Annotated in this window: 19 protein-coding genes; 7 read left to right on the top strand and 12 right to left on the bottom strand. The window is 73.4% G+C overall.

All coding sequences use genetic code 11. From position 1 onward, the window contains the following. Nucleotides 1–1,533, bottom strand: a complete 1,533-nt coding sequence (locus ACIQWX_RS49590; RefSeq protein WP_400887059.1) for a DUF2207 family protein — start codon at nt 1,531–1,533, stop codon at nt 1–3. A 2-nt stretch (nt 1,534–1,535) separates the two neighbouring features. Continuing rightward, on the bottom strand, nt 1,536–3,248 hold the full coding sequence (locus ACIQWX_RS49595; RefSeq protein WP_400887061.1) for a DUF2207 domain-containing protein: 1,713 nt from the start codon (nt 3,246–3,248) through the stop codon (nt 1,536–1,538). Nucleotides 3,249–3,359: 111 nt separating this feature from the next. On the opposite strand from ACIQWX_RS49595, the gene ACIQWX_RS49600 reads away from it, so the two are divergent. Further along, nucleotides 3,360–5,042 (top strand): neutral zinc metallopeptidase, encoded by a 1,683-nt coding sequence (locus ACIQWX_RS49600; RefSeq protein ID WP_400887064.1) that lies wholly within the window; start codon nt 3,360–3,362, stop codon nt 5,040–5,042. On the opposite strand, the gene ACIQWX_RS49605 is transcribed toward ACIQWX_RS49600, so the two are convergent. Further along, on the bottom strand, nt 5,039–6,031 hold the full coding sequence (locus tag ACIQWX_RS49605) for an RDD family protein (protein ID WP_400887065.1): 993 nt from the start codon (nt 6,029–6,031) through the stop codon (nt 5,039–5,041). The genes ACIQWX_RS49600 and ACIQWX_RS49605 overlap by 4 nt on opposite strands. Nucleotides 6,032–6,065: 34 nt before the next feature. Here ACIQWX_RS49605 and ACIQWX_RS49610 point away from each other — a divergent pair, with 34 nt between their 5' ends. Next, the gene (locus ACIQWX_RS49610; protein WP_400887066.1) at nt 6,066–7,073 is read left to right on the top strand and encodes a stage II sporulation protein M; all 1,008 of its coding nucleotides are present in this window, start codon (nt 6,066–6,068) and stop codon (nt 7,071–7,073) included. Here the strand turns inward: ACIQWX_RS49610 and ACIQWX_RS49615 are convergent. Genes ACIQWX_RS49615 through ACIQWX_RS49635 form a run of 5 tightly spaced genes read right to left on the bottom strand, consistent with a single transcriptional unit; the run spans nt 7,070 to nt 12,311 of the window. Next, a complete protein-coding gene (locus ACIQWX_RS49615; RefSeq protein ID WP_400887069.1) occupies nt 7,070–8,362 on the bottom strand; it encodes a DUF58 domain-containing protein in 1,293 nt (430 codons plus the stop codon). The two genes, ACIQWX_RS49610 and ACIQWX_RS49615, sit on opposite strands and share 4 nt — an antisense overlap. Nucleotide 8,363: 1 nt before the next feature. Further along, entirely contained in the window at nt 8,364–9,329 is a 966-nt protein-coding gene (locus tag ACIQWX_RS49620) for an AAA family ATPase (protein ID WP_400887071.1), read from the bottom strand. Further along, nucleotides 9,326–10,465: a DUF4350 domain-containing protein gene (locus ACIQWX_RS49625; protein WP_400887072.1), complete on the bottom strand. Its 1,140-nt coding sequence runs from the start codon at nt 10,463–10,465 to the stop codon at nt 9,326–9,328. Before ACIQWX_RS49625 ends, ACIQWX_RS49620 begins: the two co-directional genes overlap by 4 nt. Further along, entirely contained in the window at nt 10,462–11,103 is a 642-nt protein-coding gene (locus ACIQWX_RS49630) for a DUF4129 domain-containing protein (protein ID WP_400887074.1), read from the bottom strand. The genes ACIQWX_RS49625 and ACIQWX_RS49630 overlap by 4 nt, the downstream gene beginning before the upstream one ends. Continuing rightward, nucleotides 11,097–12,311 (bottom strand): hypothetical protein, encoded by a 1,215-nt coding sequence (locus ACIQWX_RS49635; protein WP_400887077.1) that lies wholly within the window; start codon nt 12,309–12,311, stop codon nt 11,097–11,099. Before ACIQWX_RS49635 ends, ACIQWX_RS49630 begins: the two co-directional genes overlap by 7 nt. A gap of 250 nt (nt 12,312–12,561) precedes the next feature. On the opposite strand from ACIQWX_RS49635, the gene ACIQWX_RS49640 reads away from it, so the two are divergent. Further along, nucleotides 12,562–13,578 (top strand): neutral zinc metallopeptidase, encoded by a 1,017-nt coding sequence (locus ACIQWX_RS49640; RefSeq protein ID WP_400887080.1) that lies wholly within the window; start codon nt 12,562–12,564, stop codon nt 13,576–13,578. Here ACIQWX_RS49640 and ACIQWX_RS49645 read toward each other — a convergent pair. Together ACIQWX_RS49645 and ACIQWX_RS49650 are read right to left on the bottom strand one after the other, a co-directional pair. Continuing rightward, nucleotides 13,571–13,999 carry a hypothetical protein gene (locus tag ACIQWX_RS49645; protein ID WP_400887099.1) on the bottom strand — a complete coding sequence of 143 codons (429 nt, stop codon included), beginning with the start codon at nt 13,997–13,999 and terminating at the stop codon, nt 13,571–13,573. The two genes, ACIQWX_RS49640 and ACIQWX_RS49645, sit on opposite strands and share 8 nt — an antisense overlap. 77 nt (nt 14,000–14,076) lie before the next feature. Next, entirely contained in the window at nt 14,077–15,159 is a 1,083-nt protein-coding gene (locus ACIQWX_RS49650) for a potassium channel family protein (protein ID WP_400887082.1), read from the bottom strand. A 79-nt stretch (nt 15,160–15,238) separates the two neighbouring features. Between ACIQWX_RS49650 and ACIQWX_RS49655 the strand changes: the two genes are divergently transcribed. Further along, a complete protein-coding gene (locus ACIQWX_RS49655) occupies nt 15,239–15,607 on the top strand; it encodes a hypothetical protein (RefSeq protein ID WP_400887085.1) in 369 nt (122 codons plus the stop codon). A gap of 122 nt (nt 15,608–15,729) precedes the next feature. Further along, nucleotides 15,730–16,248: a hypothetical protein gene (locus tag ACIQWX_RS49660; protein ID WP_400887087.1), complete on the top strand. Its 519-nt coding sequence runs from the start codon at nt 15,730–15,732 to the stop codon at nt 16,246–16,248. A 3-nt stretch (nt 16,249–16,251) separates the two neighbouring features. Here the strand turns inward: ACIQWX_RS49660 and ACIQWX_RS49665 are convergent, their stop codons facing one another. Then, nucleotides 16,252–19,491, bottom strand: coding sequence for an ATP-dependent helicase (locus tag ACIQWX_RS49665; protein WP_400887089.1), 3,240 nt, complete (start codon nt 19,489–19,491; stop codon nt 16,252–16,254). 88 nt (nt 19,492–19,579) lie between these two features. Continuing rightward, a complete protein-coding gene (locus ACIQWX_RS49670) occupies nt 19,580–22,753 on the bottom strand; it encodes an ATP-dependent helicase (RefSeq protein WP_400887102.1) in 3,174 nt (1,057 codons plus the stop codon). Nucleotides 22,754–22,925: 172 nt separating this feature from the next. Between ACIQWX_RS49670 and ACIQWX_RS49675 the strand changes: the two genes are divergently transcribed. Both ACIQWX_RS49675 and ACIQWX_RS49680 read left to right on the top strand, forming a co-directional pair. Beyond that, the gene (locus ACIQWX_RS49675) at nt 22,926–23,249 is read left to right on the top strand and encodes an MGMT family protein (RefSeq protein WP_400887091.1); all 324 of its coding nucleotides are present in this window, start codon (nt 22,926–22,928) and stop codon (nt 23,247–23,249) included. Between the two features lie 28 nt (nt 23,250–23,277). Then, nucleotides 23,278–24,135: a siderophore-interacting protein gene (locus ACIQWX_RS49680; protein ID WP_400887094.1), complete on the top strand. Its 858-nt coding sequence runs from the start codon at nt 23,278–23,280 to the stop codon at nt 24,133–24,135. Nucleotides 24,136–24,235: the final 100 nt, after the last annotated feature.

Consider the following 24,235-nt stretch of genomic DNA (forward strand, 5'->3'; position numbering starts at 1 on the left):
CTAACCCTGTTTCCCGCTCACGAGGTCCTGGAGGCGGGCGCGGTGAGCGGCGGCGAAGGTGCCCGCCAGCGCCGTCGCGAAGGATCCGGCCTGGTCAGGGGTGATGTCGCCGTCGTGCCAGTAGACCGGCGGCGGGTGCTCGAGGCCGGCGAACGCGGCGACCCACGGGCCTAGTTCGCCCAGAGCTGACGCGTACGGGAGGCCGCGCGAGAACACCAGCTCGCGTTGGGGTTTGTCGAAGTCCTTCGCCCGGGTGGTGGCCAATTCTTCGGCGAGGCCGCGCAGCCGCCGCGCGACCTCGGCGCCCGCGTGACGGCGTTCGGGCAGCACCGCCGAGACGGCGACGGCGGCGACCCCGGCCAGCGCGAGGATGACGCCGAGCTGGGCGTACCCGGCCGTCAGCGCCAGGAGCACGGTCAGGAACACGCCGTAGAAGACGACCCGGATCCCGGCGCGCCGGAGCCGCCCGGTCGCGAGCCAGCCGCGGCCGGCGAGGTCGGCGTGCAGCTCGGTCCGGGGAACCTCGACGTGCCGTTGCCGCAGTTCGGCGAGGGTCACCGAGTCCTCCGGCAGGACGGCTTCGTACACGGCACGCTCGAAGGTCGTGAGGTACGCGTCGGGCGGGTTGCGGCGGGTCAGCCGGGAGCCGTCGCTCACCCACACGTAGTTGCGGACGGCGAGGTCCAGCACGGTCGCGGCCAGGTCGGCGGCCCCGGCGCGACCGTGCAGCAGCACCCCGACGTGCCCCGGCAGCATTCCCGCCGGCGACGCGAACTCCCCCGTAGCTTTCACGTGAAAGCTCCCACCTGGGCGCGGAGCTTTCACGTGAAAGCTCCGCCGGGCGAGGAGGACCCACGCGGCCGCGGCGAGCAGGAGCAAGCCGAAGCCGGCCCAGGCCCAGCCGACCGGGGCGGTGAGCACGAACGCGCCGGCGATCGTCTTGGCCGGCACCAGGACTTCGTTCGCGGGGACCGTGCCCGCGGGCAGCTCGACCGTCGCCGTCATGCGGTCGCCCGCCGCGAGGTTCTGCTGGCTGAACCGCGTCAGCCCGGCGTGGTCGATCTGCGCGGCGGCGCACGGGAAGCCGCCGATCACGCAGTCGACGGCGACCGGGATCTTCGGCGCCGCGAAGGAGGCCCGGACGAACTTCAGGTCGGTGCTCCAGCCGCCGGCCAGCTCCCAGGTGACCCGGTCGCCGGCGACGGCACCGTCCACTGTGTACCGGACGATCGACGTGCCGGACGTCAGGTGGACGGTCAGCGCGTCTTCGTCCACCTGGGCGGTCCCGCTGCCTTCGAGGACGACGTCGCGGACGCCGTAGGCGCGGTCGCGGTGGTGCGGGGCGGCGACCCGCAGCGGGACCCGGCGGTCCATCGTGACGCCGTTCGGCACGGAGATCGCCTCGGCGACCGAGAGCGAGCCGTCGCGCTCGACCTTGAGCTGGACCTCGGCGCTCTGCGGCACGGTCGGCAGGGGCGGCTGGTCCACCGGCGCCGCCGCCAGGACCAGCGCCAGCACCGCCCCGGCGAGCACGGTCAGCGGGCGGTGCGGCCGGCCGCGGTGAGCAGCCCGTCGAGCGCGGTCAGGAAGGACGGGAAGTGCGTGCCGAACCGGCGCAGGTCGTGGTCGGCTTCCATGCCGCCGTACCAGTAGAGGCCGGCCGAGCCGTCCGACGCCGGGTTGAGCGCGGCGAAGGCGCCGAGCCAGCGTTCGGTGTCGCCCAGCACGACCGCGTACGGCAGCGAGCGCGAGAACACCATCTCGCGGTCGGCGGGCGGGATGTCCTCGGCCTTGGCGGTGTGCAGGTAGTCGAGCAGGCCACGGACCTGGCCGACGAGCGCCCGGCCGCGCGCGGTGCGCGACGGCAGCAGCGCCGCCGCCGCGGCGACGGCGAGACCGGCCAGCGCGACCGCGACGCCGAGCAGCGCTTCGCCGACCGTGAACGTCAGGACGGCGGTGGCGGCCGCGCCGAGCGCGAAGATCCCGGCGCCGATGCCGGTCAGCCGGCCGCGCGCGGTGTCCGGGCGACGGGAGAACCAGCGCTTGGTGACGACGTCGGCGTACATCGCGTCGCTGATCTTGCGCAGGTCGAGGGTGCCGCGGGCGCGCAGCTGCGAGACGAGCACGGCGTCGGTGCCTGCCGGCAGCAGCGTCTCGTAGACGGCGCGCTCGAAGTCGTGGAGGTGCTCGTCCGGTGGATTGCGGCGGGCCAGCTGCCAATCCGGGCCCGGTACCTCGGCGAGCCAGAGGTAGTTGCGGACGGCGAGGTCGACGACGGTGGCGCTGATGTCGACGACGTCGACGGTCTCGTCGACGACCGTGCCGACCTGGCCGGGCAGGACGCCGTCGGGGCTGGCGAAGAAGACGCGGTCGCCGTCGCGCAGGAGAACTTCGACCGGGCCGGTCGCCGTGGTGAGGGCGCCTTTGTCCTCCTTGCGCCGGCGGTGGACGTAGAGGCCGCCCGCGACGAGGAAGACGAGCAGCAGCGCGAAGGCGATGCCGGTCAGCGGGGTGAACGCGAAGGCGGTGGCGAAGAGGCCGACGTCGGCGAACTTCGCGGTGGCCGGGACGGTGTTCGCGGGCAGGCCGACGAGCAGGTCGACGCGGTCGCCGGGGCGGACGTCGTTCTGTTCGAGCCGGACGACGCCGGTGTGGTCCAGCTCGGCGAGGGTGCAGCGCTGGTTCGAGCCGATGGGGCCGGCGAAGCAGTCCACAGGGGACAGTCGTGGCGACGGCGCGAGGAAGGAGGCGGTGAGCTTGGCGAGCGGGGTGTCGAAGCCGCTGGCGACCTGCCACCGGGCCTGCTGGCGGCCGCTCTGGTCGGCGACGGCGCCGTCGACGGTGTAAGTGACGGTGGACGCGCCGCCGGTGAAGGTGAGGACGAGCTGGTCGCCGGTCAGCTGGCTGGTCGCGGCGCCTTCGGTCTTGACGTTGCTCACGGCGAAGACGCGGTCCTGGTCGTCACCGGCGGAGACCTTGAGGGGGACGCGCGAGGTGAGCTGCTTCCCGCCGGGGACGGTGACGTGCTCGGTGACTTCGAGGGAGCCGTCGCGCAGGACCTTGAGGGCGACGTCGGCGGTGGCGCCTTCCGGCGGCTGGACGTCCTGGCCGCTCAGTTGCTGGGGTTTCTTGACCTGCTCGGATGGGACGTCCGGCAGCACGGGCCCGGCGGACGGCCCCTGCGCGGCGGCGGGCCCGGCGGAAAGCAGGACCATGACGGCGGCCGCGGCCACCGTCCCCCATTTCATCGACACAGCACCACACCCTAGAGCACTCGATCTATGCTGACGCCCGGAACGGCGAGATCACCGCAGGTACGCCGCTTCCGACGGGGAAATCGCACGGGGGGTTCCACTTTCATGACGCACGGCCCGCAGGGTCCCGGTTTCGGTGCTGGTCCCGGCCCGCACGACCCGCGGCGGCCGGTTCCGCCGCCGGGGGCCCGGCCGTTGCCGCCGCCGGGGGTGCGGCCGCTGCCGCAGGGACGGCCGGGACAGGGGCCGGGTGGGCAGCCGCCGCACACCCAGCCGGGGCAGGCACCCGGCGGCGCACCGGGCCAAGGCCCCGGCGGGCAGCCGAGGCAAGGGGCGGGCGGGCAGCCTGGCCAGCCACCACACACCCAGCCGGGGCAGGGACCCGGCGGCGCACCGGGCCAAGGCCCCGGCGGGCGGCCGAGCCGGCCTCCCGGCGGCGCTCCGCAAGGCCCCGGCGGGGAGCCGGGCCATGCGCCCGGCCCGCGGCAAACACCGCACACCCAGCCCAATCCGACTCCCGGCAGCGCACCCCAGCAAGGTCCCGGCGGCACGCCGGGGCCGTGGCAGGGCGGCGCGCCCGGGCAGCCGCCGTTTCCCGGCCAGCCGCCTCGCGGTCCGCAAGGCACCCAAGGCTTCCCCGCGTCCGGTCCCTACCCGCGCCCCGGGTTCCGCGCCCCTCTCCCACCTCCGGCCGCGGCCGCGCCGCCCGTCTTCACCCCCGCCTACCCCGGCCCGCCACCAGGCTCGCCCTTCGGCCCGCGGTTCGCGCCCGGCTACCGGCCCTACGTCGCCAAGAAGTCGAACACCGGGGTCATCGTCGCCGTCGCGATCATCGGGATCGTCGCCGTCGTCGGGGGGCTCGTCGCGGCCGTCGCGCTCATCGGGGGGAGCACCCGGCACGTCGCCGATGCCGGGTACTCGAGCACTTACCCCTCCGACACCTACGAAACCACCTCCGCCGACGAGACCACCGAGACCACGTCGTCCACCGAAGAGACCACCACCAGCCGGACCACCGAGCGCACGACCCGGACGTCCGAACAGCCGAGCGGCCCGCGCTCGGTCGTCGCGACCGGGAACAACCCCATGTTCGGCAGCCCCGACTACGGCCTGCAGAACGTCCCCTGCTCGCTGAGCCGCTGGGCGACCGACCAGGGCAGCGCCACCCGCTTCTTCCAGTCCGGGATCGCCTGCCTGGACGCGATGTGGTCGCGCATGCTCGGCGCCGTGGACCTGCCGTTCCGGTCGCCGAAGCTGTCGGTACCCCAGTCGTTGTCGGAGTCGTCGACGCCGTGCGGCAGCGGCGGCACGACGACCGGGGTCACGCCGTTCTACTGCCCGTCCAACGACACGATCTACATGCCGATGGACCGCATCGAGGTCGACGTGTGGGGCAACCACCCCGGCCCGTACCTGTCGATCCTGGCCCACGAATACGGCCACCACGTGCAGAACCTGGCCGGCATCTCCGAGGCGTACGGCAACCAGCGCTACGACGCGGGCGCCGACTCGGCGGTCGGCCTGGAGCTGTCACGCCGGATGGAGCTCGAAGCGCAGTGCTTCTCGGGGATGTTCCTCGGCTCGGCGTCGGTGTCCGGCGGCTCGGTCGACAAGAACATCTACAACGAGGCGTGGAACGCCCAGGACCGCGGCGACGACTACGCCCGCAACGGCAAGCGCGACCACGGCAGCGCCCGGCACAACATCTCCTGGTGGCAACACGGCGCGACGAAGAACCGCAACCAGCAGTGCAACACGTGGCTTTCGGCCTCGGGAGACGTCTCCTAGCTCGGCGGCGCGAACGGGTTTTCGGCCGCCGGCGCCGGAGTGCCGGACGGCGGGGTCGGCGGATCCACCTCGGCCACGGGTCCAGGTGCGACGGCGCCGGTCGGCGATCCGGCCCCGGCCGCCGACCAAGGCGACGGCTGGGCGCTCGCCGCGTACCCCGCCCGCATGAACCCCGGCTGATCCGACGGCACGTGCCCGCGCGCCGCCTCCACCTGGGCCGCGTACGCCTGCATCGCCCGCGCGTGGTCCCGGTTGCGCCGCTCCGCCAGCACCGCCGCCAAGAACGCCCACGGCGGCACCCCCGGCGGCACCGGCGTGCCCAGCGCGTTGCCCACCTGCTGCGCCAAACTCCACCCCAGCGCGTGCGCCGCGTCGGGAGCCAGCTGGCCGAACCGCGCCAGGAACTGGCGGCTCGCCAGCGCGAGGTCGTCCGGGAGCCGCGTCAGGTCCAGCTGGGCCGCCCAGCCCTCGAGGCCCGGGGGCATGCCGATCGCCGGGTAGCCCGCGCTTTCCGGGACGCGGTCGCGGATCACCAGCGTGCCCGCCAGGAAGTCGCCCACGCGGCGGCCGTCGGACGAGCACAGCGACACGATCACCGCCACCGCCCCGAAGATCCCGAGCGCCCAGAAGTCGATGACGAACCCCGCGAGCCCGCGGGTCAGCGCGTGCCGGAAGCGGATCGGGCCGCCGTCGACGCGGACCACCCGCAGGCCGATCGCCATCTTGCCCAGCGACCGGCCGCGCGAAAGCGTCTCGAACAGCACCGGGTAGCCGACCAGGATCAGCACCAGGAACACCAGGATCAGCGTCAGCGCGAGCGACTCGTCCTCGCCCGGCACCGTGAGCGTCAGGACGAAGAACGTGACCAGCAGCATCGCGCACTGCACGAGGACGTCCAGCAGCATCGCCAGCGCGCGGCTGGCGAGCTTCGCGACGCGCAGGTCCAGGACGACGGCTTCCCCGGTGACCAGCTCCGATTCCTCGTGCACCGGCCCAGCGTAGCGACCGGATAGGGTGACCGGTGTGGATGTGGACGTCTTCGTCGCGACGCACTCGGCGGAGTGGAACCGGCTCGGCGAGCTGACCCACCGCGGCGGCAAGCTGACCGGCGCCGAGGCCGACGAACTGGTGACGCTCTACCAGCGCACCGCGACGCACCTGTCGATCGTCCGCTCGGTCGCGCCCGACCCGGCCCTGGTCAGCCGGCTGTCCGGGCTGGTCGCCCGCGGCCGGAGCGCGATCTCCGGGTCGCACAACCCCGCGTGGCGCGAAGTCGCGCTGTTCTTCACGCGCCGCTTCCCCGCCGCCGTCTACCTTTCGCGACGCTGGTGGATCCCGGCCGCGCTGGTGTCGATCGCGGTGATGGCGGTGATCGCCGTCTGGGTCGCCGGCGACCCGAACGTCCGCGCGTCGATCGGCAGCGCGGACGAGCTGAACCAGCTGACCAAGCCCGGCGGCGAAGCCGAGGCCTACTACTCGACGGGCCCGGCGACGTCGTTCGCCGCGCGCGTGTGGACGAACAACGCCTGGGTGGCGGCGACGTGCCTGTTCCTGGGAGTCGCGCTGGGCCTGCCGGTGATCGGCGCGCTGTGGATGAACGCGCTCAACGCGGGCGTGATCATCGGCGCGATGAGCGCGGCCGGCCGCGGCGACGTGATGATCGGCCTCCTGCTCCCCCACGGCCTCCTGGAGCTGACGGCGGTGTTCGTCGCGGCGGGCACGGGGCTGAAGCTCGGCTGGACGGTGGTGGATCCCGGCCGCCGGTCCCGCACTGCCGCGTTGGCCGAACAGGGCCGTTCGGTCGTCGTGATGGCGCTCGGGCTGGCGTGCGTGCTGTTCGTGACGGGCATCATCGAAGCGTTCGTGACGCCGTCGGGCTGGCCGACGTGGATCCGCGTGGGCATCGGCGTGCTGGTCGAGGTGCTGTTCCTGGTGTACGTCTTCACGTTGGGCCGCCGCGCGGCGAAGGAAGGCGAAGTCGGCGACCTCGACGCGCGCGACGCCGGCGACTTCCTGCCCGAAGCGGCTTAGAGCCGCCCCGCCGCCTTCAGCGCCAGGTACCGGTCCGCCAACGCCGGCGGCAGTTCCTCCGGCACCGCGTCCACGACGCTGACCCCGTGCCGCCCCAAGCGTTCCGTCACGCGCTGCCGTTCCGCCACCGTCCGCGACGCCGCCGCCGCGTCGTACACGGCTTCGGCGTCATCGCGGCCCGAAAGCATCTCCGCCACCCGCGGGTCCGCCACCGACGCCACGATCAGCTCATGCCGCGCGGTCAGCGAACTCAATACGGGGAAAAGCCCCTCCTCCAACGGCGCCGCGTCGAGCCCGGTCAGCAGGACGACCAATGCCCGCCGCCGCGTCCGCTGGAGGACCTCCGCGACCATCCCCCGCGAGTCCGTCTCGACCAGCGAAGGTTCCAGAGGCGCCATCGCGTTCACCAGCGACGTCAGCAAAGCAGCCCCCGAGGACCCCTGGACCGCGGCTCGCAAACGCCGGTCGTACGCCAGCAGGTCGACGCGGTCGCCCGCGCGAGTGGCCAGTGCCGCCAACAACAACGCCGCGTCCATCGCCGCGTCCAGGCGCGGGGCGTCGCCGACGCGGCCGGCCGACACGCGGCCCGTGTCGAGGACCAGCACCACGTGCCGGTCGCGCTCGGGACGCCACGTGCGGACCATGACGTCCGCCGCCCGGGCCGTCGCGCGCCAGTCGATCGAGCGGACGTCGTCGCCGATCACGTATTCGCGCAGCGAGTCGAATTCCGTGCCCTGGCCCCGGATCAGGACCGCGTTGCGGCCGTCGAGCTGCTGCAGCCGCGCCAGCCGGGACGGCAGGTGCTTGCGGCTGTGGAACGGCGGCAGCACGCGCACGGTCCACGGCACCTCGTGCGAACCCTGCCGCGCCGCCAATCCCAACGGCCCCACCGACCGGACCGTCACGCGCGCCGCCGTCCGGTCGCCGCGCCGCGACGGCCGCAGAGAAGTCACCAACGCCCGCCGCTCCCCCGCCGGGACGCGCAAAGCGTGCCGGTCCGCGGCTCCGGCTGAAGGCGGCCACGCGTCGCGCAGCACCCCCCGCACCGCCCGGCGCCCGGGATTGGCGACGACCAGCGTCACCTCGCACGGCTCGCCGAGCCGCACCGAGGTAGCACCTGACCTCTGAAATGTCAGTGGCCGAACACCCCCGGCCAGCACGAGGTCGACGACCACGAGCAGCACGAGCACCCCGCCGACCGCGAGGATCCCGAGGTCCGACGGCGCGAGCAGCCCGACCACCAGCGCGCCGAACAGCGCGAGCAGCCCGAGCCTTCCGGTGACCGCCATGTCAGCGCGGCACGGGCACGGACGCGAGCACGCGGTCGAGGACGCCGTCCGCGGTGACGCCTTCCAGTTCGGCCTCCGGCCGGACGTCCAGGCGGTGCCGCAACGCGGGGCGCGCCAACGCCTTCACGTCGTCCGGGGTCGCGTAGTCGCGGCCGGCGAGCCACGCCCAAGCCCGCGTCACCGCGAGCAACGCCGTGGCACCACGGGGAGAAACGCCGATCCGCACCGACGGCAGCTGCCGCGTCGCCCGGCACAGGTCGACGACGTACCCGATCACCTCGGGCCCGACCGTCACGCGCGCGACGGCTTCGCGCGCCGCGGCCAGCTCGGCGGCACCGGCGACCGCCTTGAGCCCCGCCGCCGCGAGGTTGCGCGGGTCGAAGCCCTGCGCGTGCCGCCAGAGGATCCCGATTTCGTCCTCACGGGACGGCGCCGGCATCGTCAGCTTCAGCAGGAACCGGTCCAGCTGCGCTTCCGGCAGCGGATACGTGCCTTCGTACTCGACCGGGTTCTGCGTGGCGATCACGATGAACGGGTCGGGCAGCGGCCGCGACTTGCCGTCGAGCGAAACCTGCCGCTCCTCCATCGCCTCCAGCAGCGACGACTGCGTCTTCGGCGGCGTCCGGTTGATCTCGTCGGCGAGCAGCAGGTTCGTGAACACCGGGCCTTCGCGGAAGGAGAACTCGCCGCTGTGGGCGTCGTAGACGATCGAGCCGGTGACGTCGCCGGGCATCAGGTCCGGCGTGAACTGCACGCGCGTGGTCTCCAGGTCCAGCGCCGCCGCGAGCGCCCGCACCAGCAGCGTCTTCGCCACGCCGGGGACGCCTTCGAGCAGCACGTGCCCGCGGCACAGCAACGCCAGGATCAGCCCGGTGACGGCGGCGTCGTTGCCGACGACGGCCTTGCCGACCTCGGCGCGCAGCGCGATCAGCGCGTCCCGGGCCCCCGTCGCGTTCTCGCTGGTCAAGTTCGCCCCACCTCTCGTTCCACCCTGTCCAGTTCGCCGGCCAGCCGGACCAGCGCCGGGTCGTCCGGCACCGGCGGGCCGTACAGCACTTCGCCGATTTCGGGTGCCGGCCGCCCGGTCCGCTCGCTCACCGAGTGCACCAGCGCGGCCGCGTCGGCGTCGCGCGGCAGGCCGAGCACGGTCCGCAGCCGGGTCCGCGCCGCCTCCCGCAGGGTCTCGCCCGCGTGGTCCGCGGCCTTCGCCCGCCGGTAAAGCCGGGCGCGGCCCTCCGCGGTTTCGGCCGCGCGGACGACGATCGGCAGCGGCTCGGTGACGACCGGGCCGAGCCGGCGCGCCCGCCACAGCGCCAGCAGCGCCACGGCGACGAACGCCTGCGCGGCACCGTAGTACCAGCCGTCGGGGATCAGCTCGAAGATCGACTTGCGGGTGTCGTCGAGCCCCGGGTCGGCCGTGGACGGCAGGTACCAGACCAGCGTCGGGTGCTGCCCGAGCAGGCGCAGGCTCAGCGCCGCGTTGCCGTCGTCGGCGAGCCGGGCGTTGGTCAGCGGGGCAGGCGAGCCGAGCAGCGTCGTCGTGCCGCCGGAGTCGGCGAGCTGCAGCAGCGTGCCGCCGCCGTCTTCGCCGGGGTAGCACGACCGTGCGCCGGGCGAGGCGTAGCCGATCCCGCCGAGGGTGACGTCGCCGGCCGCGACGGCCGCGGCGACCGTGCACTGGGGACGCAACGTGCCGACGTCGCTCTGGCCGACCGGGTGGACCAGCGGTAGCGAGTCCTGCAGCGTCGGCGCTCCCGGCGTCACGAGGACGACGTCGGCGGCGTGCTGCCGCAGCGCGTCGAGCCGCTTGGCCGGCACCAGGTCGGGCTGGGTGACCAGCAGCGTCGCGTCTTCGCGGACGGCCGCGTCGGCTTCGTCCATCGAGTGCGCGGTGCGGACGTCGACGCCTTGGTCCCGCAGCAGCTGCGCGAGCGCGTGCGCGCCACCGGGTTCGTAGGAGCCGGGTTCGAGGGCGCCGTGGGTCTGCTCGCCGCGGCCGAGCAGGAGCAGCGCGCCGGCGGCGAAGATCAGTGCGACCAGCGCGAGCGGAATCCGTGCGCCGCGCCAGATCCGGCGCACGTCCGGCGAAACCGAGGTGGTCACGAGACCGCCATGGCGACCGGACGCTCGCGGCGGCAGCGTTCGTCCAGCTCGGTCAGCGTGGTGTACGCGGCTTCGGTGCCGTCGCGGCCGCCGTAGTGGACGTCGTCGAACAGGCGCGCGCCGTGGCGCAGGTCCGCGGCGACGTTCGGCAGCAGCACGCCGGCCTCGGCGGCGGCTTCGTCGGCTGTCCGGCCGGAGCGCGTGTCGAGCAGCGCGCGTTCCTCCAGCGCCCGCACGACGGCGCGGAAGCGGTCGCGGACGGCGTCGTCGTACCGGCCGGCCGCGGCGGCTTCGGCGGCCGCGCGGCGGTAGTCGTCCGCGCTCTGCCGCTTCCCGCCGAAGACGACCCGGTCGGCCCGGGACGCGCGGGCGATCTTGCCGGTGCGCAGCCGGATCACCACGACGAGCACGATCAGCACGACCAGGACCAGCAGCACCCCGAAGATCCCGCCCGGGACGACGTTCGACACGCCGTTCAGCAGCTTTCCGACCTGCTCGGCGAGCCACTGCCCGAACTCCTGCAGCGCGCTCGGCCGGGCGGCCTGGTACTTCGGGTCCGACAGCTCCTCCGCGGCGGCGCGACGGGCTGAGTCCCGGTCGATGTCGACCGGGACGTCCGTGAGCAGCAGCGTCACCATGCCTGCGGCGGCTGGACACCGGCCGCGCGCGCCAGCTCGATGTCCATGCCCTCGCGGCGCATCCGCTGGTCGAGGTAGACGATCACGGTGACCAGCGCGACGAACGGCGTGGCGATGGTGCCGGAGATGATCTGACCCACCGACTGCAGGAGCAGGTCGCCGGTGCCGGGCACGACCGCCGCCCTCGACGGGTCGAAAATCCCGCTGAACAGGCCGCTGCCGAGGCTGAACGGCAGCTGGACGATGCTGCTGATCAGCCACTCGATCAACCCGGCCAGCAGCAGGATGCCGAACACCCGCCAGAACGCGCCCTTGACCAGGGCGGCCGACCGCGAGAACGCCTGGCGGAAGGTACCCCGCTCCAGCACGAGCGCCGGGCTGGCCAGCGCCCAGAACACGTACGCGGCGATGCCGGGGACGAAGCACAGCAGCGCGCCGATGGTCGTGGCGAGCGAATAGACGAGCCCGACGGCCAGCAGCGGCAGCAGCCGCGGCTGCACTTCGCGCCAGGCGACGCCGAACGTGACTTCGCGACCCAGGGCCGCCCGGCCCATCACCGCGGCCAGCAGGCCGTTCGCCACCGCCGTCAGCAACGTGGCGAGCAGCGTGGTCGGCAGGAGGGCGAGCAGCACGTCGCCGAGCGTTCCGAACACGGCGTTGCGCAGCTCTTCTTCCGTCGCGCCCGGGCCGAGCTCGGCGGTCGTGGCCAGGCTCTGCAGGTCGTCGAGGACGAACTTCTGCACGAGGAAGGTGATCGCGGCGGTGACCACGGCCAGCACCGCGCCGATGCCGAGGATCAGCAGCGGGTGGCGGCGGATCGCGGTGATCGCGCCGTCGAGGATGTCGCCGATGTTGAGCGGACGCAGCGCGATCACGCCGGGCTTGCCGAGCCCGTGCGGGCTCCAGGGCCGCTGCTGTTGGTGCGGCGGGACCTGCTGGTACTGCGGGGCGCCCCACTGCGGTTGCGGCCCGCCGTACGGGGGCTGCTGCCCGGCGGCCGGGCGCTCCCAGCCCGGCGGCGTGGCCGGTCCCGGGCTCGCCGGGGCGTCCGGCGGCTGCCAGCCGCGGGGCGGCGTCGCCGGTGACGCGGAGTGGCCTTCGCCGGGCTTCGGATCACCCGTTCCGGGGGCGGGAATCTGCGGGACGCCCTGGCTGGGTGTCGGCGTGTCGTCGCCCTGGCCGCCGGGCGCGCCACCGGTGTCTGTCATCGAAGCCCCTCGCCTGCAGTGCCTGCTTGCCCACACTCTTTCAGAGCCGCTTGCACCCGGCCAGACCTGGGGTGACGTCCGGACGCGGTGACGCGGCGCGCACGGACGGGTGCGAGAGGCCCCGTTCCCCCGATATGCTGAACGGCGGGATCGGGTACCCCCGGTCCGTACCGAGACCCTTCGGGACTGCCTAGTGACGCAACCGCCCCACGGCCGGGTACCGCCTCGCGGGACCGTGCAGCCGCCGCCGGTGCCGGATGCGCAACCGGATCTTCCCTGGCTGGGCCGTCCCCACACCGTCTCCGCGCCGCGTCGCCGCTCCCCGGCGGCCGTGATCGGCGTGTGCCTCGGGGCCGTGGCCGTGCTGGTGCTCGGGCTCGTCGCGATCGTCGTCCTCAACCGCAGCGAAACGCCGTCGGCCAACGCGAACTTCCGCGACACGCCGACGTCGCAGGACCTCCCCTCGCAGCTGCCCGGCGGCGCGGGTGCCCCGGCGTCGGCGTCGCCCCCGCCGACCGAGCTGTCGACGCCCAGCCCGACCGGACCGCAGAAGATCCTCAAGCTGGCCGACCACCCGATCCTGCAGGACCCGAACGCCGGCCTGCAGAACCGCGTCTGCACCCTGCCGCCGTGGCAGAGCACGCAGGACGGCGCGGAGGCGTTCTTCACCGCCGCCAGCAAGTGCCTGGACGCGGCGTGGGGCCCGTTCCTCGAGGCCTACCACCTGCCGTTCACCCCGCCGGCGTTGCACTTCCCGACCGGCGCGAGCTTCGAGACCGAGTGCGGCACCATCCAGGTCGGCATCGCGACCGCCGCGTACTACTGCGAAAACAACCTGTACGTCCCGTTCCGCGGGCTGCAGACCGACCAGTACGGCAACAACCCCGGCGTCTACCTGGCCCTGTTCGCCCACGAGTACGGCCACCACGTGCAGGAGGTCGCCGGGCTGATGGACGCGGCCTGGCAGAAGATCTACGAGGCAGGCCAGAACAGCCCGGCCGGGCTGGAGATGTCGCGGCGCAAGGAACTGCAGGCCCAGTGCTTCTCGGGCATGTTCCTCGGCGCGCACGTCGACCAGGGCGGCACGATCAGCCGCGACATGTACAACAAGGCCTGGAACGACCAGGAGACCCGCGGCGACAACACCTCCCGCAGCCACGACCACGGCACGAACGCGCACTACGCGTCCTGGTGGCGGGCGGGGGCGACGAGCAACCGGATCGCCGACTGCAACACCTTCGCGGCGCCGTCGTCCGAGGTCAGCTGACCTTCGGGGCCGGCTTCGGTCGCAGCGGGATGCTCAGCCAGAGGTAGACGAACATCCCGCCGGAGAAGCAGGCGAACACGAGCAGGAACAGGCCGATCGGGCGCCGCGCGTCCGACGCTCCCGCCGATGTGTCCGCGGCCCGGACGGTGACCGTGCCCTGGTCCGGCAGCACCTCCGGGACGCCGACCTCGACGCGCTCGCCCTGGCCGTGCCCGCAGCCGTTCAGCGTGCCCTCGTGCGTCTTGCCCGCGACGGTGAACTTCACGGTCTCGACGGCGTCCGGCCGGTCGCACGGCGCGGGCTTGGTGACCTCGGCCTGCACCGGCGCGCCGAGGTCGTCGTTGGAGATGCCCAGCAACCCGGGCCCGGCCAGCCAGGCCAGCAGCACGACGAGCACGCCCGCCGCGGCGGGGATCGCCACCGTGGGCCACTTGAGTGCGAGGGATCGCGGGGGCACTTCGCCATGGTTCCAGATCCCCCGGCCGATTCCCAGGCCGCCTACCGCTGCTCGATCTTCTCCGCCGAGGTCACCTTCTTGACGTAGAGCAGCTTGTCGCCGGGCTCGATGGCGTCGGCCTGCGGGGCGTCCACGCGGTACAGGACGCCGTCGCGGACCAGGCCCAGGACCAGGTCGGACAGGTGCCGCGGCGAACCGCCCTCTTCGGACGGCTCGACCGCCCGCTCGGCGATCGCGAGGCCTGACTCGGGCGTGAGCAGGTCCTCCATGATGTCGACGACCAGCGGCGTCGACGTCGCCATGCCGAGCAGCCGCCCGGCCGTCTCGCTGGAGACGACGACCTGGTTGGCGCCCGACTGCTTGAGCAGGTGGACGTTCTCCGCCTCCCGCACCGACGCGACGATGTGCGCCTTGGGCGCCAGCTCGCGGGCGGTGAGCGTGACGAGCACGGCCGTGTCGTCCCGGTTCGGGGCGACGACGACCGCCCGCGCGTGCTGCACCGCGGCGACGCGCAGGACGTCGGCCCGGGTGGCCGAGCCGTGCACGGCGACGAGCCCGAGCGCGCTCGCCGCGTCCAGGGACTGCTGGTCGGTGTCCACGACGACGATCTGGCCCGGTTCGACGTCTTCGTCGCCGAGCAGGGCGTTGACGGCGGACCGGCCCTTGGTGCCGAACCCGACGACGACCACGTGGTCGCGCACCTTCGTCCTCCACTTCTGGATCTTGAACGCCTGCCGGGAGCGCTCGGTGAGCACCTCCAGGGTGGTCCCGACCAGGACGATCAGGAAGAGCACCCGCAGCGGGGTGATCACCAGAACGTTGACCAGGCGGGCGGACGACGTGGCGGGCGCGATGTCGCCGTAGCCGGTCGTCGACAGCGAAACGGTGGCGTAGTACAGGCTGTCGAGCAGGGACAGGCCGTCGCCGTTGGCGTCGCGGTAGCCGTCGCGGTCGACGTACACGATGATCACGGTCAGCAGCAGGGCCAGCGTCGCGCCGATGATCCGCTTCACGATCGAGCGGAGCGGGCTGACCGTCAGCTCGGGCATCTTCAGGACGCCGACGAGCTCGTGGTCCGGCCGGTCGGTGAGACTGCCCAGCGGCAACCGCTTCAGGGCCCTCATGCTGGCAGGTGTCGAGCGTCACTCACGCCCGGAGGATAGCCGAACGGGGTACCCGGCCGCCGCGTGGAACGATCGGGTCATGGCCAATTCACAACGACCGGCCCACCTGCTGGCCGGTGTGCTGGGCACGATGGGCGTCCTGCACTTCGCGGTCCCGAAGCCGTTCGACGGGCTGATCCCGGCTTCACTGCCGGGGTCGCGGCGGGCGTGGACGTACGGTTCGGGCGTCGCGGAGCTGGCGGTGGGGGTCGCGGTGGCTCATCCGCGCACCCGCCGGCTGGGCGGCTTGGCAGCGGCGTTGTTGTTCTTGGGGGTGTTCCCGGGGAACGTGAAGATGGCGGTGGACGCCGCCGGCGCGCCGGCTCCCCAGCGGGCGATCGCGTGGGCCCGGCTGCCGCTGCAGTGGCCGCTGATCGCGTGGGCGCTGAAGGTCCGCGACCGGGCCTGATGCCGTCGACCGGACGGACCATCGGGCACGGACAACGCCCCGCGCACTGCCCCCTCGCCCGCCGACCGCCGGCTCCGATCTCCCTAGCGTGAACGGAAATTCCGTCCACCCGGGAGGTCCCGATGTCCATCCGCCGATTCGCGCTCTGGAGCGCCGCCGCCGTCACCGCCTGCGCGGCCGCCGCCGGGGTCGTCAGCGCCCTGCCCGCCTCCGCCGCGCCGGCCTCCGCCCAGGACGTCTTCGTCAAGACGACCGGGACCACCGAGCTCTCGCCGTACGCCGGGATCTACGTCGGCAACGGGTTCGTCAGCCTGACCGGCGGCACGGGGTACTGGGTGGTGACGGCCACCGCGACCGTCGTCAACTGGGGCCCGAGCGACTACTACCGCTGCCGGCTCACCGACGCCGACGGCCGGCTGCTCAACACCTCGGCAGCCGTGGTCGGGAACGGCACGGCGCCGGGCAACGCGGGTTCCGGCTCGCTGGTCGTCCCGATCACGGTCACCGGAGTCGTGTACACGGGCAGCAACGGCAACTGGGTCAGCTTCGGCTGCGGCCACGACGGCGGCAACCGCCCCAGCCGGGTCGACCCGGGCGCGACCGTCTGGGCCCACCGCAGCGCCGAGCTGGCCTTCAGCTGACCATCACGCCTCGGGGATGTCCCGCAGCAGCCGGCGCAGGCCTTCGGGGTCCAGGAGGTCGGCCGGGCGGATCGTGCGGTTCGCGCGGACGTAGTGGAACGCCGCGCGGACCCGCTCCACCGGGACGTTCTTCAGCGCCGCCCACGCCATCCGGTACGCCGCCAGCTGGACCGCCAGCGTCGGCTGCCGGGACTCCGGCGGCACCGAGCCCGTCTTCCAGTCGACGACCGTCCAGCCGCCGTCCGGGTCGGCGAACACCGCGTCCATCCGGCCGCGCAGCGTGATGCCCTCGACGTCGGCCGTGAACGACACCTCCACCGCGTGCGGCACCCGCGTCGCCCACTCGCTCTCCTCGAACCGCGCCTGCAGCTCCTCGAAGTCCGCGTCGGGGGCTTCGCCGAAGTCGGCCGCGCCCGGGAGGTCGTCGATCTCGATCAGCTGGTCGCCCGAGAAGCGGCGCTCCAGCCAGCCGTGGAACTCCGTGCCGCGGCGGGCGAAGCTGTTGGGCTCCATCGGGAGCGGACGCCGCAGGTCCGCCGCCAGCTTGCCCGCGTCGTCGGCCAGCGAGACCAGCTGGCTCACGGTCAGCCGCGACGGCAGCTGGACCCGGTGGACGTGGTCGTCCTTGCGCGCCCACTCTTCGAGCAGGACGTCGGTGTCGGTCAGCCAGCCGTCCGGATCGTCCTCTTCGGACTCTTCTTCGTCCGGAGTGGACATGGCTTCGGACACCAGCTCCACCCCGGTCTGCACGCCGGTGCGGCGGTCGGCCAGCGGGTCGACCGGCCAGCGCCCCTTCCGCGAGTCCGAAACCAGGGGGTTCTCGTCCTCCTTTTCCGGCTCCGGCGCCCATTCCGCGAGCTGTCCGACGCCGGTCTCGCGCAGGACGTCGCCGATCTCCGTCAGGAACTCCGACGGCCCCTTGTACCGGCTGCTGCTCTCGTTCCACCAGTGCCCGGACACGATCAGCGCGTGCTCCGACCGCGTCAGCGCGACGTAGCAGAGCCGACGTTCCTCCGCCTGCTCCCGCTCGACGAACCCGGCTTCGTGCAGTTCCAGTCCTTCTTGGACTTCCTTGCGGTCGTAGCCTTCCGCGATCCGCAGCTCCGGCAGGTCCTGCGAGTCACCGCGCAACGCGGCGGGCAGCGACGTCGCCGTCCGCAGCCACGACGACGACCGCCTCCGGCCCGGGAAGACGTCCTGCACCAGGTGCGGCACGGCGACGACCTCCCATTCGAGCCCCTTCGCCGAGTGCACGGTCAGCACCTGCACGCGGTCCGGCACGACCTCGACCTCGCCCGGCGTCAGCCCGTCTTCGGCGTGCGCGGCGGTGTTCAGGTAGTCCACAAAGGACAAGAGCGTCGCGGTCGGCGCCGTTTCGGCGTAGTCGGTGACGACTTCGGCGAACGCGTCCAGGTGCGCGCGCCCCGCGGATCCCGGGCGGGCCAACGATTCGACGTCGAGGAGCATCGTGCGTTCGACGTCGGCGACGAGCTCCGGCAGCGACTGGTCGAGCCGCCGCCGCAGCGCCGCCAGCTCCCAGCCGATCCGCCGGATCCGCTTGTACCCCTCTTCGGAGTACCGCTCCGGCGCGCCCGGCTCGTCGATGGCGTCGATCAGCCCGGCCTGCTCGACGCGCTCCACGACCAGCTCCGGCTCGTCCGTGGCCTTCTCTGGACTGGAAAGTTCGCCGGCCCGCCGCCACAACGCGGCGACGTCGGCGGCCGCGAGCCGCCAGCGCGCGCCGGTCAGCAGCCGGGCCGCCGCGCTGCCCGACAACGGGTCGGCGAGCACCTTCAGCGTCGACACGAGGTCCGCGACCTCGGGCTCGTCGAGCAGCCCGCCGAGCCCGACGACCTCGACCGGCAGCCCGCGCGCCCGCAGTTCGGCGGCGATGGGCGCCATGTCGGCGCGGCGCCGCACGAGCACCGCGGCCGTCGGCGGTTTCCCGGTCTCTTCCTGCTGGGTGTGCCACCGGCGGGCCATCGCATCGGCCACCCACTCGCGCTCGGCGCGGATGTCCGGCAGCAGCGCGGCCGCGATGTCGGCGGGACCGGCGCCTTCGCGCGCCCGCAGCCGTTCGACGCCGAGGCCGCGCGCCCGCAGTGGTTCGGCGATCGCGTTGGCGAGGTCGAGGATCTCCGGCGGGTTGCGGAAGCTGGTCAGCAGGCCGAATTCATACGCGGGAACCAATCTTTCGCCGTCGTGGCGGGGAAAGTCCGTGGTGAAGCGGGGCAGGTTGGCCGCGCTGGCGCCGCGCCAGCCGTAGATGGCCTGCGCGGGGTCGCCGACCGCGGTGACCGGCATCGGCTGGTTTTCGACGCCGCCGAACAGCGCCCGCAGCAGGACGCGCTGGGCGTGCCCGGTGTCCTGGTACTCGTCGAGGAGGACGGCACCGAAGCGTTCCCGCTCCCCCCGGACGACCGAGGGGTACCCGCTCGCCAGCTGAGCGGCCAGCGACATCTGGTCGGCGAAGTCGAGCGCGCCTTCGTTGCGCTTGCGGCGGTGGTACTCCTCGACGAGCGGCAGCAGCGCGAGCCGAAAGTGCTGCGCGGCCATGATTTCGGTGAGCTTCTGCGGGAGCGCGGCCCGCTGTCCCTTGGCGCGCGGGGCGTTCTCGATGACGCGGCACATCCACGTCGTGTACTCGGCGAGCTGCTCGACCGAGATGAGGTGCTCGCCCAGTTCACCGGCCAGCTGCAGGAGGTCCGCGGTGACGGTCGGCGGCACGCGGTCCGTGTCGAGCTCGTTGTCCCAAGTGGACACGACCCGGTGCGCGATCTGCCACGACGACGTTTCCGAGAGCAGCCGCACGCCGGGTTGGACGGGGAGCCGGAGGCCGTGCTCGGAGAGCAGCCGGCCGGCGTAGGCGTGGTAGGTGAGGACGGTCGGCTCGCCGGCGACCACAGTGGACCGCAAGCCGCCACTCGGATCGAGCCGGTCGAGCAAGCCGGATCCGGCAAGCCGCCGAAGCCGCGCGCGGACGCGTTCGCCGAGCTGCCGCGCGGCTTTCCGGGTGAAGGTGAGCCCGAGGACGCGGTCGGGGGTCACGATCCCGTTGGCGACGAGCCAGACCACGCGCGCGGCCATGGTTTCGGTCTTCCCGGCCCCGGCCCCGGCCACGACCAGCGACGGTTCAACAGGTGCGGCGATGACAGTGGCTTGCTCAGGAGTCGGCCGGTGCAGCCCGAGGGCATCGGCCAGCTCGGCAGGCTCAACGGGATTGGCGACGACGAGCGGACTCACGCACCCACCCCACCGAACGCGGAGCTTTCACGTGAAAGCTCCGCTTTGCGGAACAAAGCGGCACTTTCACGTGAAAGTGTCGGGGTGGTCACGGGCCCGGCACCTGCCTGCCCTCGGGGCGCAGCGGGCAGCACCCGCGGGCCGGGCACCGATCGCAGTCCGGGTTCTCCTGCGCCTGGTAGTCCGGCCCCGCCGCCGACGCCGCCGCGTCGCGGACCAGCTCCAGCCACTGCTTGCCGCCCACCTCGTCCAACGGCGGCTGGGACCGCTCGGTCGACCCCGTCTTGTTGTTGCCCTTCGCGACGTAGACCAACCGCGCGCCACCGGGCTCGTTGCTGCCCTTGATCGCGCCCAGCAGCACCGCCAGCTGGTACGCCGCCAGCTGCGGGTGCTCCTCCGCGTCCTTTCCGGACACCGGGACCTTGCCCGTCTTGATGTCGACGATCACCGGCCGCCCGTCGGCGTCCAGCTCCACCCGGTCGACCCGCCCGCGCAGCAGCACCCGGACCTCGTCCTCGCCGCCGGCCGGCAGCTCGACCTCGATGTCCTGCTCGACCCCCGCCGCCTTCAGCTCCGCCCGGCTGCGCTCCAGCCACGTCACGAAGTTCTGCAGCATCTGCTCGACCCGCCGCCGCTCCCGCCGGGAGAACCACGGCGCCCCGGCGTCGACGCGCACCCACGCCTCGTCCAGCGCGGCCTGCAGCTCGGCGTCCGTGCGGCCCGACGCCACCGCCTGCGCCAGCCCGTGCACCAGCGTCCCGGTCACCGCGGCCAGCTGCGCCGGGTCGGAACCGCCGTGGCGCTCGATCATCCAGCGCAGCGGGCACTTCGTCAGGATTTCCACTGTGGACGGTGAGATCCGGACCAGGTCGCCGGGCCGGTGCACCGGCTCGTCGGTCGACGCCGGCAGCAGACCGTACCAGGTGGACGGATGCGCGCCCGGCACCTTCGCCTCCGCCAGCCGGGCCAGCTGCTTGGCCGCGCGCCGCCGGCGCACCGGGTCGGCCTTGTCGTCGCAGACGACCTCGCGCAGCTCCCCCACCAGCTCGGCCAGCACCAGCGACCGCCCGGGCGGCTTCATCCGCGAGTCGAGCCCGCCGTCGTCGGCGCCGTTCTCCTCGAGGTCGTCGAGGAACCGCGACGGCTGTTCGTCCTCTCCGGACACCGCCGTGACGAGCAGTGTCTGCTTCGCCCGGCTCATCGCCAGGTAGAACAGCCGCCGCTCTTCGGCGAGGATCGGCGCGGTCGCGGAGACGGCGTCGTCGTCCACACCGGACATCAAGTCCTTCAGCCGTTCCACGCCCAGCACGGACCCCCGCAGCCGCAGGTCCGGCCACGCTCCTTCTTGGACACCCGCGACGGCGACGACCGTCCACTCGCGACCCGCGGCCGCGTGCGCGGTGAGCAGCGAGACGCCGTCCGAAGGCACCGCCGCCGGAGCGAGCGTGTCACCCGCGATCTGTTGCGCCCCCAGGTAATCCGCGAAGGACGCGACGCTCGCGCGCGGCAGCCGGTCGACGTACCGGCCGGCGGCGTCGAACAACGCCACGACGGCGTCGAGGTCGCGGTCGGCCTGCGCGCCCAGCGATCCCCCGCGTTCGACCTGCTTCAGCAGCTTCTCCTGCAGCCGGCTTTCGGTCCACAGCTGCCACAGCACCTGCTCGACGCCGTCGCCGCGCGCCACCGCCTGGTGCGTGACGCGCAGGAGCCCGCCGACGCGCCGCACCGGCTCGGACTCGGCGTCGGCCAGCCCGGCGAGGATGTCCCCGCCGCGCAACGCTTCGACGAGCAGTTCGTCGCTCGACCGCTGCCCGCCACCGGCCAGTTCGAGCCGTCGCAAACCACGCCGCAACCGCCGCAGCGCCAACGGATCCGCGCCGCCGAGCGCCGACGACAGCAGCATCTCGGCGAGGTCGACGTCGAGGAGTTCCGGCGCGGGCGCGAGCTTCAGCACGGCCAGCAGCGGCCGCACCGCGGGTTGACGCGCCAACGGCAGTTCCTCCGTCGCCGACCCGATCGGGACGCCGGCGGCACGTAAAGCCCGTTGCAGCACCAGGAAAGTCCGCGCCGGCGAGCGGACGAGCACGGCGATCTCCGACCACGGCACGCCGTCGACGAGGTGCGCGCGGCGGAGCTGGTCGGCGATCCAGCTGGCCTCCGCGGCCGGGGTCGGCATGACGCGGACCCGCACGTTCCCGCCGGTCGCCCCCGCCGGCGGCAGGATCTTGCGGTGCTGGGACAGCCCGGGCAGCGTCGCGCCGATCTTCGCCACGGCCAGGCGGACGGCCGGGGCGAGCCGGTGCGACGTCGTGAGCGTGACGGTCCGGCTGCCGTCCGGGTCGGCGTCGGCGAACAGGCTCGCATCCGCCCCGCGGAAGGAGAACACGTTCTGATCGGGGTCGCCGGCGACGACGAACTCCGCCGCGGTGTGCCCGATCACCCGGACCAGGCCGGTCTGCAGCGGGTCGAGGTGGTGGGCGTCGTCGACGAACAGGTGCCGCACGCGGGTGCGCTCGCGTTCGCGCAGCTCGTCGTCGTCCTCGAGCGCGAGCAGCGCGGAGGTGACCAGCTCGGCGGCGTCCAGCGCGGGCGCGCTCGCGACGCCGAGGGCGTTGCCGCCCGCGCCCTGCAGCTGCGTGACTTCCTCGTACTGCGCCCAGAACTGCCCGGCGGCGACCCACTCCTCGCGGCCGCGGCGGCGGCCCAGCTCGGCGAGGTCCTCCGGGCCCAGCCCGCGCTCGGCGGCGCGCATCAGCAGGTCGCGCAGCTCCTCGGCGAACCCGGGAACCATCAGCGCGGGCCGCAGCTGCTCGGGCCAGTAGCCGGCCTCCTCGTCGAGGTCACCGGCCAGCAGCTCGCGGACGACGACGTCCTGCTCGGCGCCGGCGAGCAGCCGCGGTGGCGGGAGTTCCTCGGCCATCGCCTCCAGCCGCAGCAGCGAATACGCGTAGGAGTGGACCGTGCGGACGAGCGGCTCGCGGACGGTGCGGGGCAGCGGCCGCGCCTGGTCGGGGTCGAAGGTGAGCCGGCGGGTGATGTCGGCGCGCAGCGCGTCCGCGGCCTTGCGGGACGTGGTGAGCACCAGCACGCTCTCCGGGTCGGCGCCCTCGGCGATGCGGCGGGTGGCGGCCGACGCGAGCAGCGACGTCTTGCCGGTGCCGGGACCGCCGAGCACGCGGCGGAACCCCTCGGGCGCGGAGAGCACGCGGCGGGCGCCGTCGTCCCAGGTGAACGTGGGTGCGTCGGTGATCGGCGTGCGCACCAGCCGCGCGTCCGCCCGCCCCGTTCGCCTCGTGTTCACCCAGCGATGGAACCACGCCCGCTCACCCGGGTGGCGCACCGGCACGCCTTAACGCGGGCACGTTCGGTGAAGGTGCCGGAGCGTGCGGCGGGCGGCCACGAAAAGTGTCGGTGGTGTCCGGCACAGTAGGGGCATGGACGACGTTCTGCACGAGCGCGTGCGGGAGATCATCGAGTCGGTGCCGGCCGGCTCGGTGGCCACGTACGGCGACATCGCGGCGCTCGCCGGCGCGCCCTCGCCGCGGATGGTCGGCGCCATCCTGGCCGAGGACGGGCACGACCTGCCGTGGCACCGGATCCTGCGCGCGAACGGGACCCCGGCGCCGCACCTGGTGCACGACCAGCTGGAGCGGCTGCGCGCCGAGGGCGTGCTGGCCGACGGCCAGCGCGTCGACCTGCGCAAGTACCGCTGGAAGCCCGACGGTGACGAAGATCCCGGTGAGGAGGGACTGTTCTGACCGCTGTTTTTTAGGTTAGCCTCGCCTAATGACGACACAGGTGGAGCGGCCGGCTTTGACGTACCACCGGGCGCGGGTGACCGCGGTCCGGACGGTCACGCCGCAGATGGTGCGCGTGACGTTCGAGTCGGCGAGCTTCCGCGAAGTGCCGCCCGGGGCGCCGGACCAGTACGTCAAGGTCTTCTTCCCGCAGCCCGGGCAGGAGGAGCCGCGGCTGCCGGAGGGCGGCTCCGACGTCATGTCGTGGTACCGGACGTACCTGGCGATGCCGGACGACGTCCGCCCGCCGATGCGCACGTACACGGTCCGGGCGCACCGGCCGGAGGCGGCGGAGATCGACGTCGACTTCGCGCTGCACGGCGACACCGGGCCGGCTTCGGCGTGGGCGTCGCGCGCGGCGGCGGGTGACCGGGTCGCGTTCACCGGGCCGTACGGGCTGTACGACGTGCCCGTCGGCACCGACTGGCAGCTCCTGGTCGGCGATGAGACGGCGCTGCCCGCGATCGGCGCGATCATCGAGCGCCTCCCGGCGGGCACGCGCGCTTCGGCGTACATCGAGGTGTCCGAGCGAGGCGAGCGTCAGACGTTCGAGACGCGCGGAGCGGTCGAAGTCCACTGGCTGGTCCGCGGGGCGCGGCCGATGGGCGAGGCGCTGCTCGACGCGGTACGCACGGCGAGCTTCCCGGGCGGAGCGCCGTACGCGTGGGTGTCGGGCGAAGCGGGCGTCGTCAAACTGGTGCGTCGCCACCTGGTGCGCGAGCGCGAAGTCGACAAGCGGCGGATCTGCTTCACCGGCTACTGGCGGCAGGGGATCAGCGAAGAAGCGGCGAGCCGCGAAGCGGTCCGCGCGGCCGATGCGGGCGAGGCACCGGCCGAGGAGGACTGAGCCCAAGCGCCCCAATGGGGTTGTTTCATCGTGGTTTGGCCTGGTCACGGTGGGTTGACTGGGCCTGGTAACAGCTCATGCCTGCGCGTGTCGGACGCTG

It is taken from the genome of Amycolatopsis sp. NPDC098790 (assembly GCF_044759945.1).
Classification (GTDB): Bacteria; Actinomycetota; Actinomycetes; order Mycobacteriales; family Pseudonocardiaceae; genus Amycolatopsis.

Excerpts from the sequence above, each read along its gene's own strand:
- ACIQWX_RS49595 (WP_400887061.1), bottom strand. The coding sequence starts at position 3,248 with ATGAAATGGGGGACGGTGGCCGCGGCCGCCGTCATGGTCCTGCTTTCC.
- ACIQWX_RS49600 (WP_400887064.1), top strand. The coding sequence starts at position 3,360 with ATGACGCACGGCCCGCAGGGTCCCGGTTTCGGTGCTGGTCCCGGCCCG.
- ACIQWX_RS49615 (WP_400887069.1), bottom strand. The coding sequence starts at position 8,362 with ATGGCGGTCACCGGAAGGCTCGGGCTGCTCGCGCTGTTCGGCGCGCTG.
- ACIQWX_RS49630 (WP_400887074.1), bottom strand. The coding sequence starts at position 11,103 with ATGGTGACGCTGCTGCTCACGGACGTCCCGGTCGACATCGACCGGGAC.
- ACIQWX_RS49635 (WP_400887077.1), bottom strand. The coding sequence starts at position 12,311 with ATGACAGACACCGGTGGCGCGCCCGGCGGCCAGGGCGACGACACGCCG.
- ACIQWX_RS49650 (WP_400887082.1), bottom strand. The coding sequence starts at position 15,159 with ATGAGGGCCCTGAAGCGGTTGCCGCTGGGCAGTCTCACCGACCGGCCG.
- ACIQWX_RS49655 (WP_400887085.1), top strand. The coding sequence starts at position 15,239 with ATGGCCAATTCACAACGACCGGCCCACCTGCTGGCCGGTGTGCTGGGC.
- ACIQWX_RS49660 (WP_400887087.1), top strand. The coding sequence starts at position 15,730 with ATGTCCATCCGCCGATTCGCGCTCTGGAGCGCCGCCGCCGTCACCGCC.
- ACIQWX_RS49675 (WP_400887091.1), top strand. The coding sequence starts at position 22,926 with ATGGACGACGTTCTGCACGAGCGCGTGCGGGAGATCATCGAGTCGGTG.
- ACIQWX_RS49680 (WP_400887094.1), top strand. The coding sequence starts at position 23,278 with ATGACGACACAGGTGGAGCGGCCGGCTTTGACGTACCACCGGGCGCGG.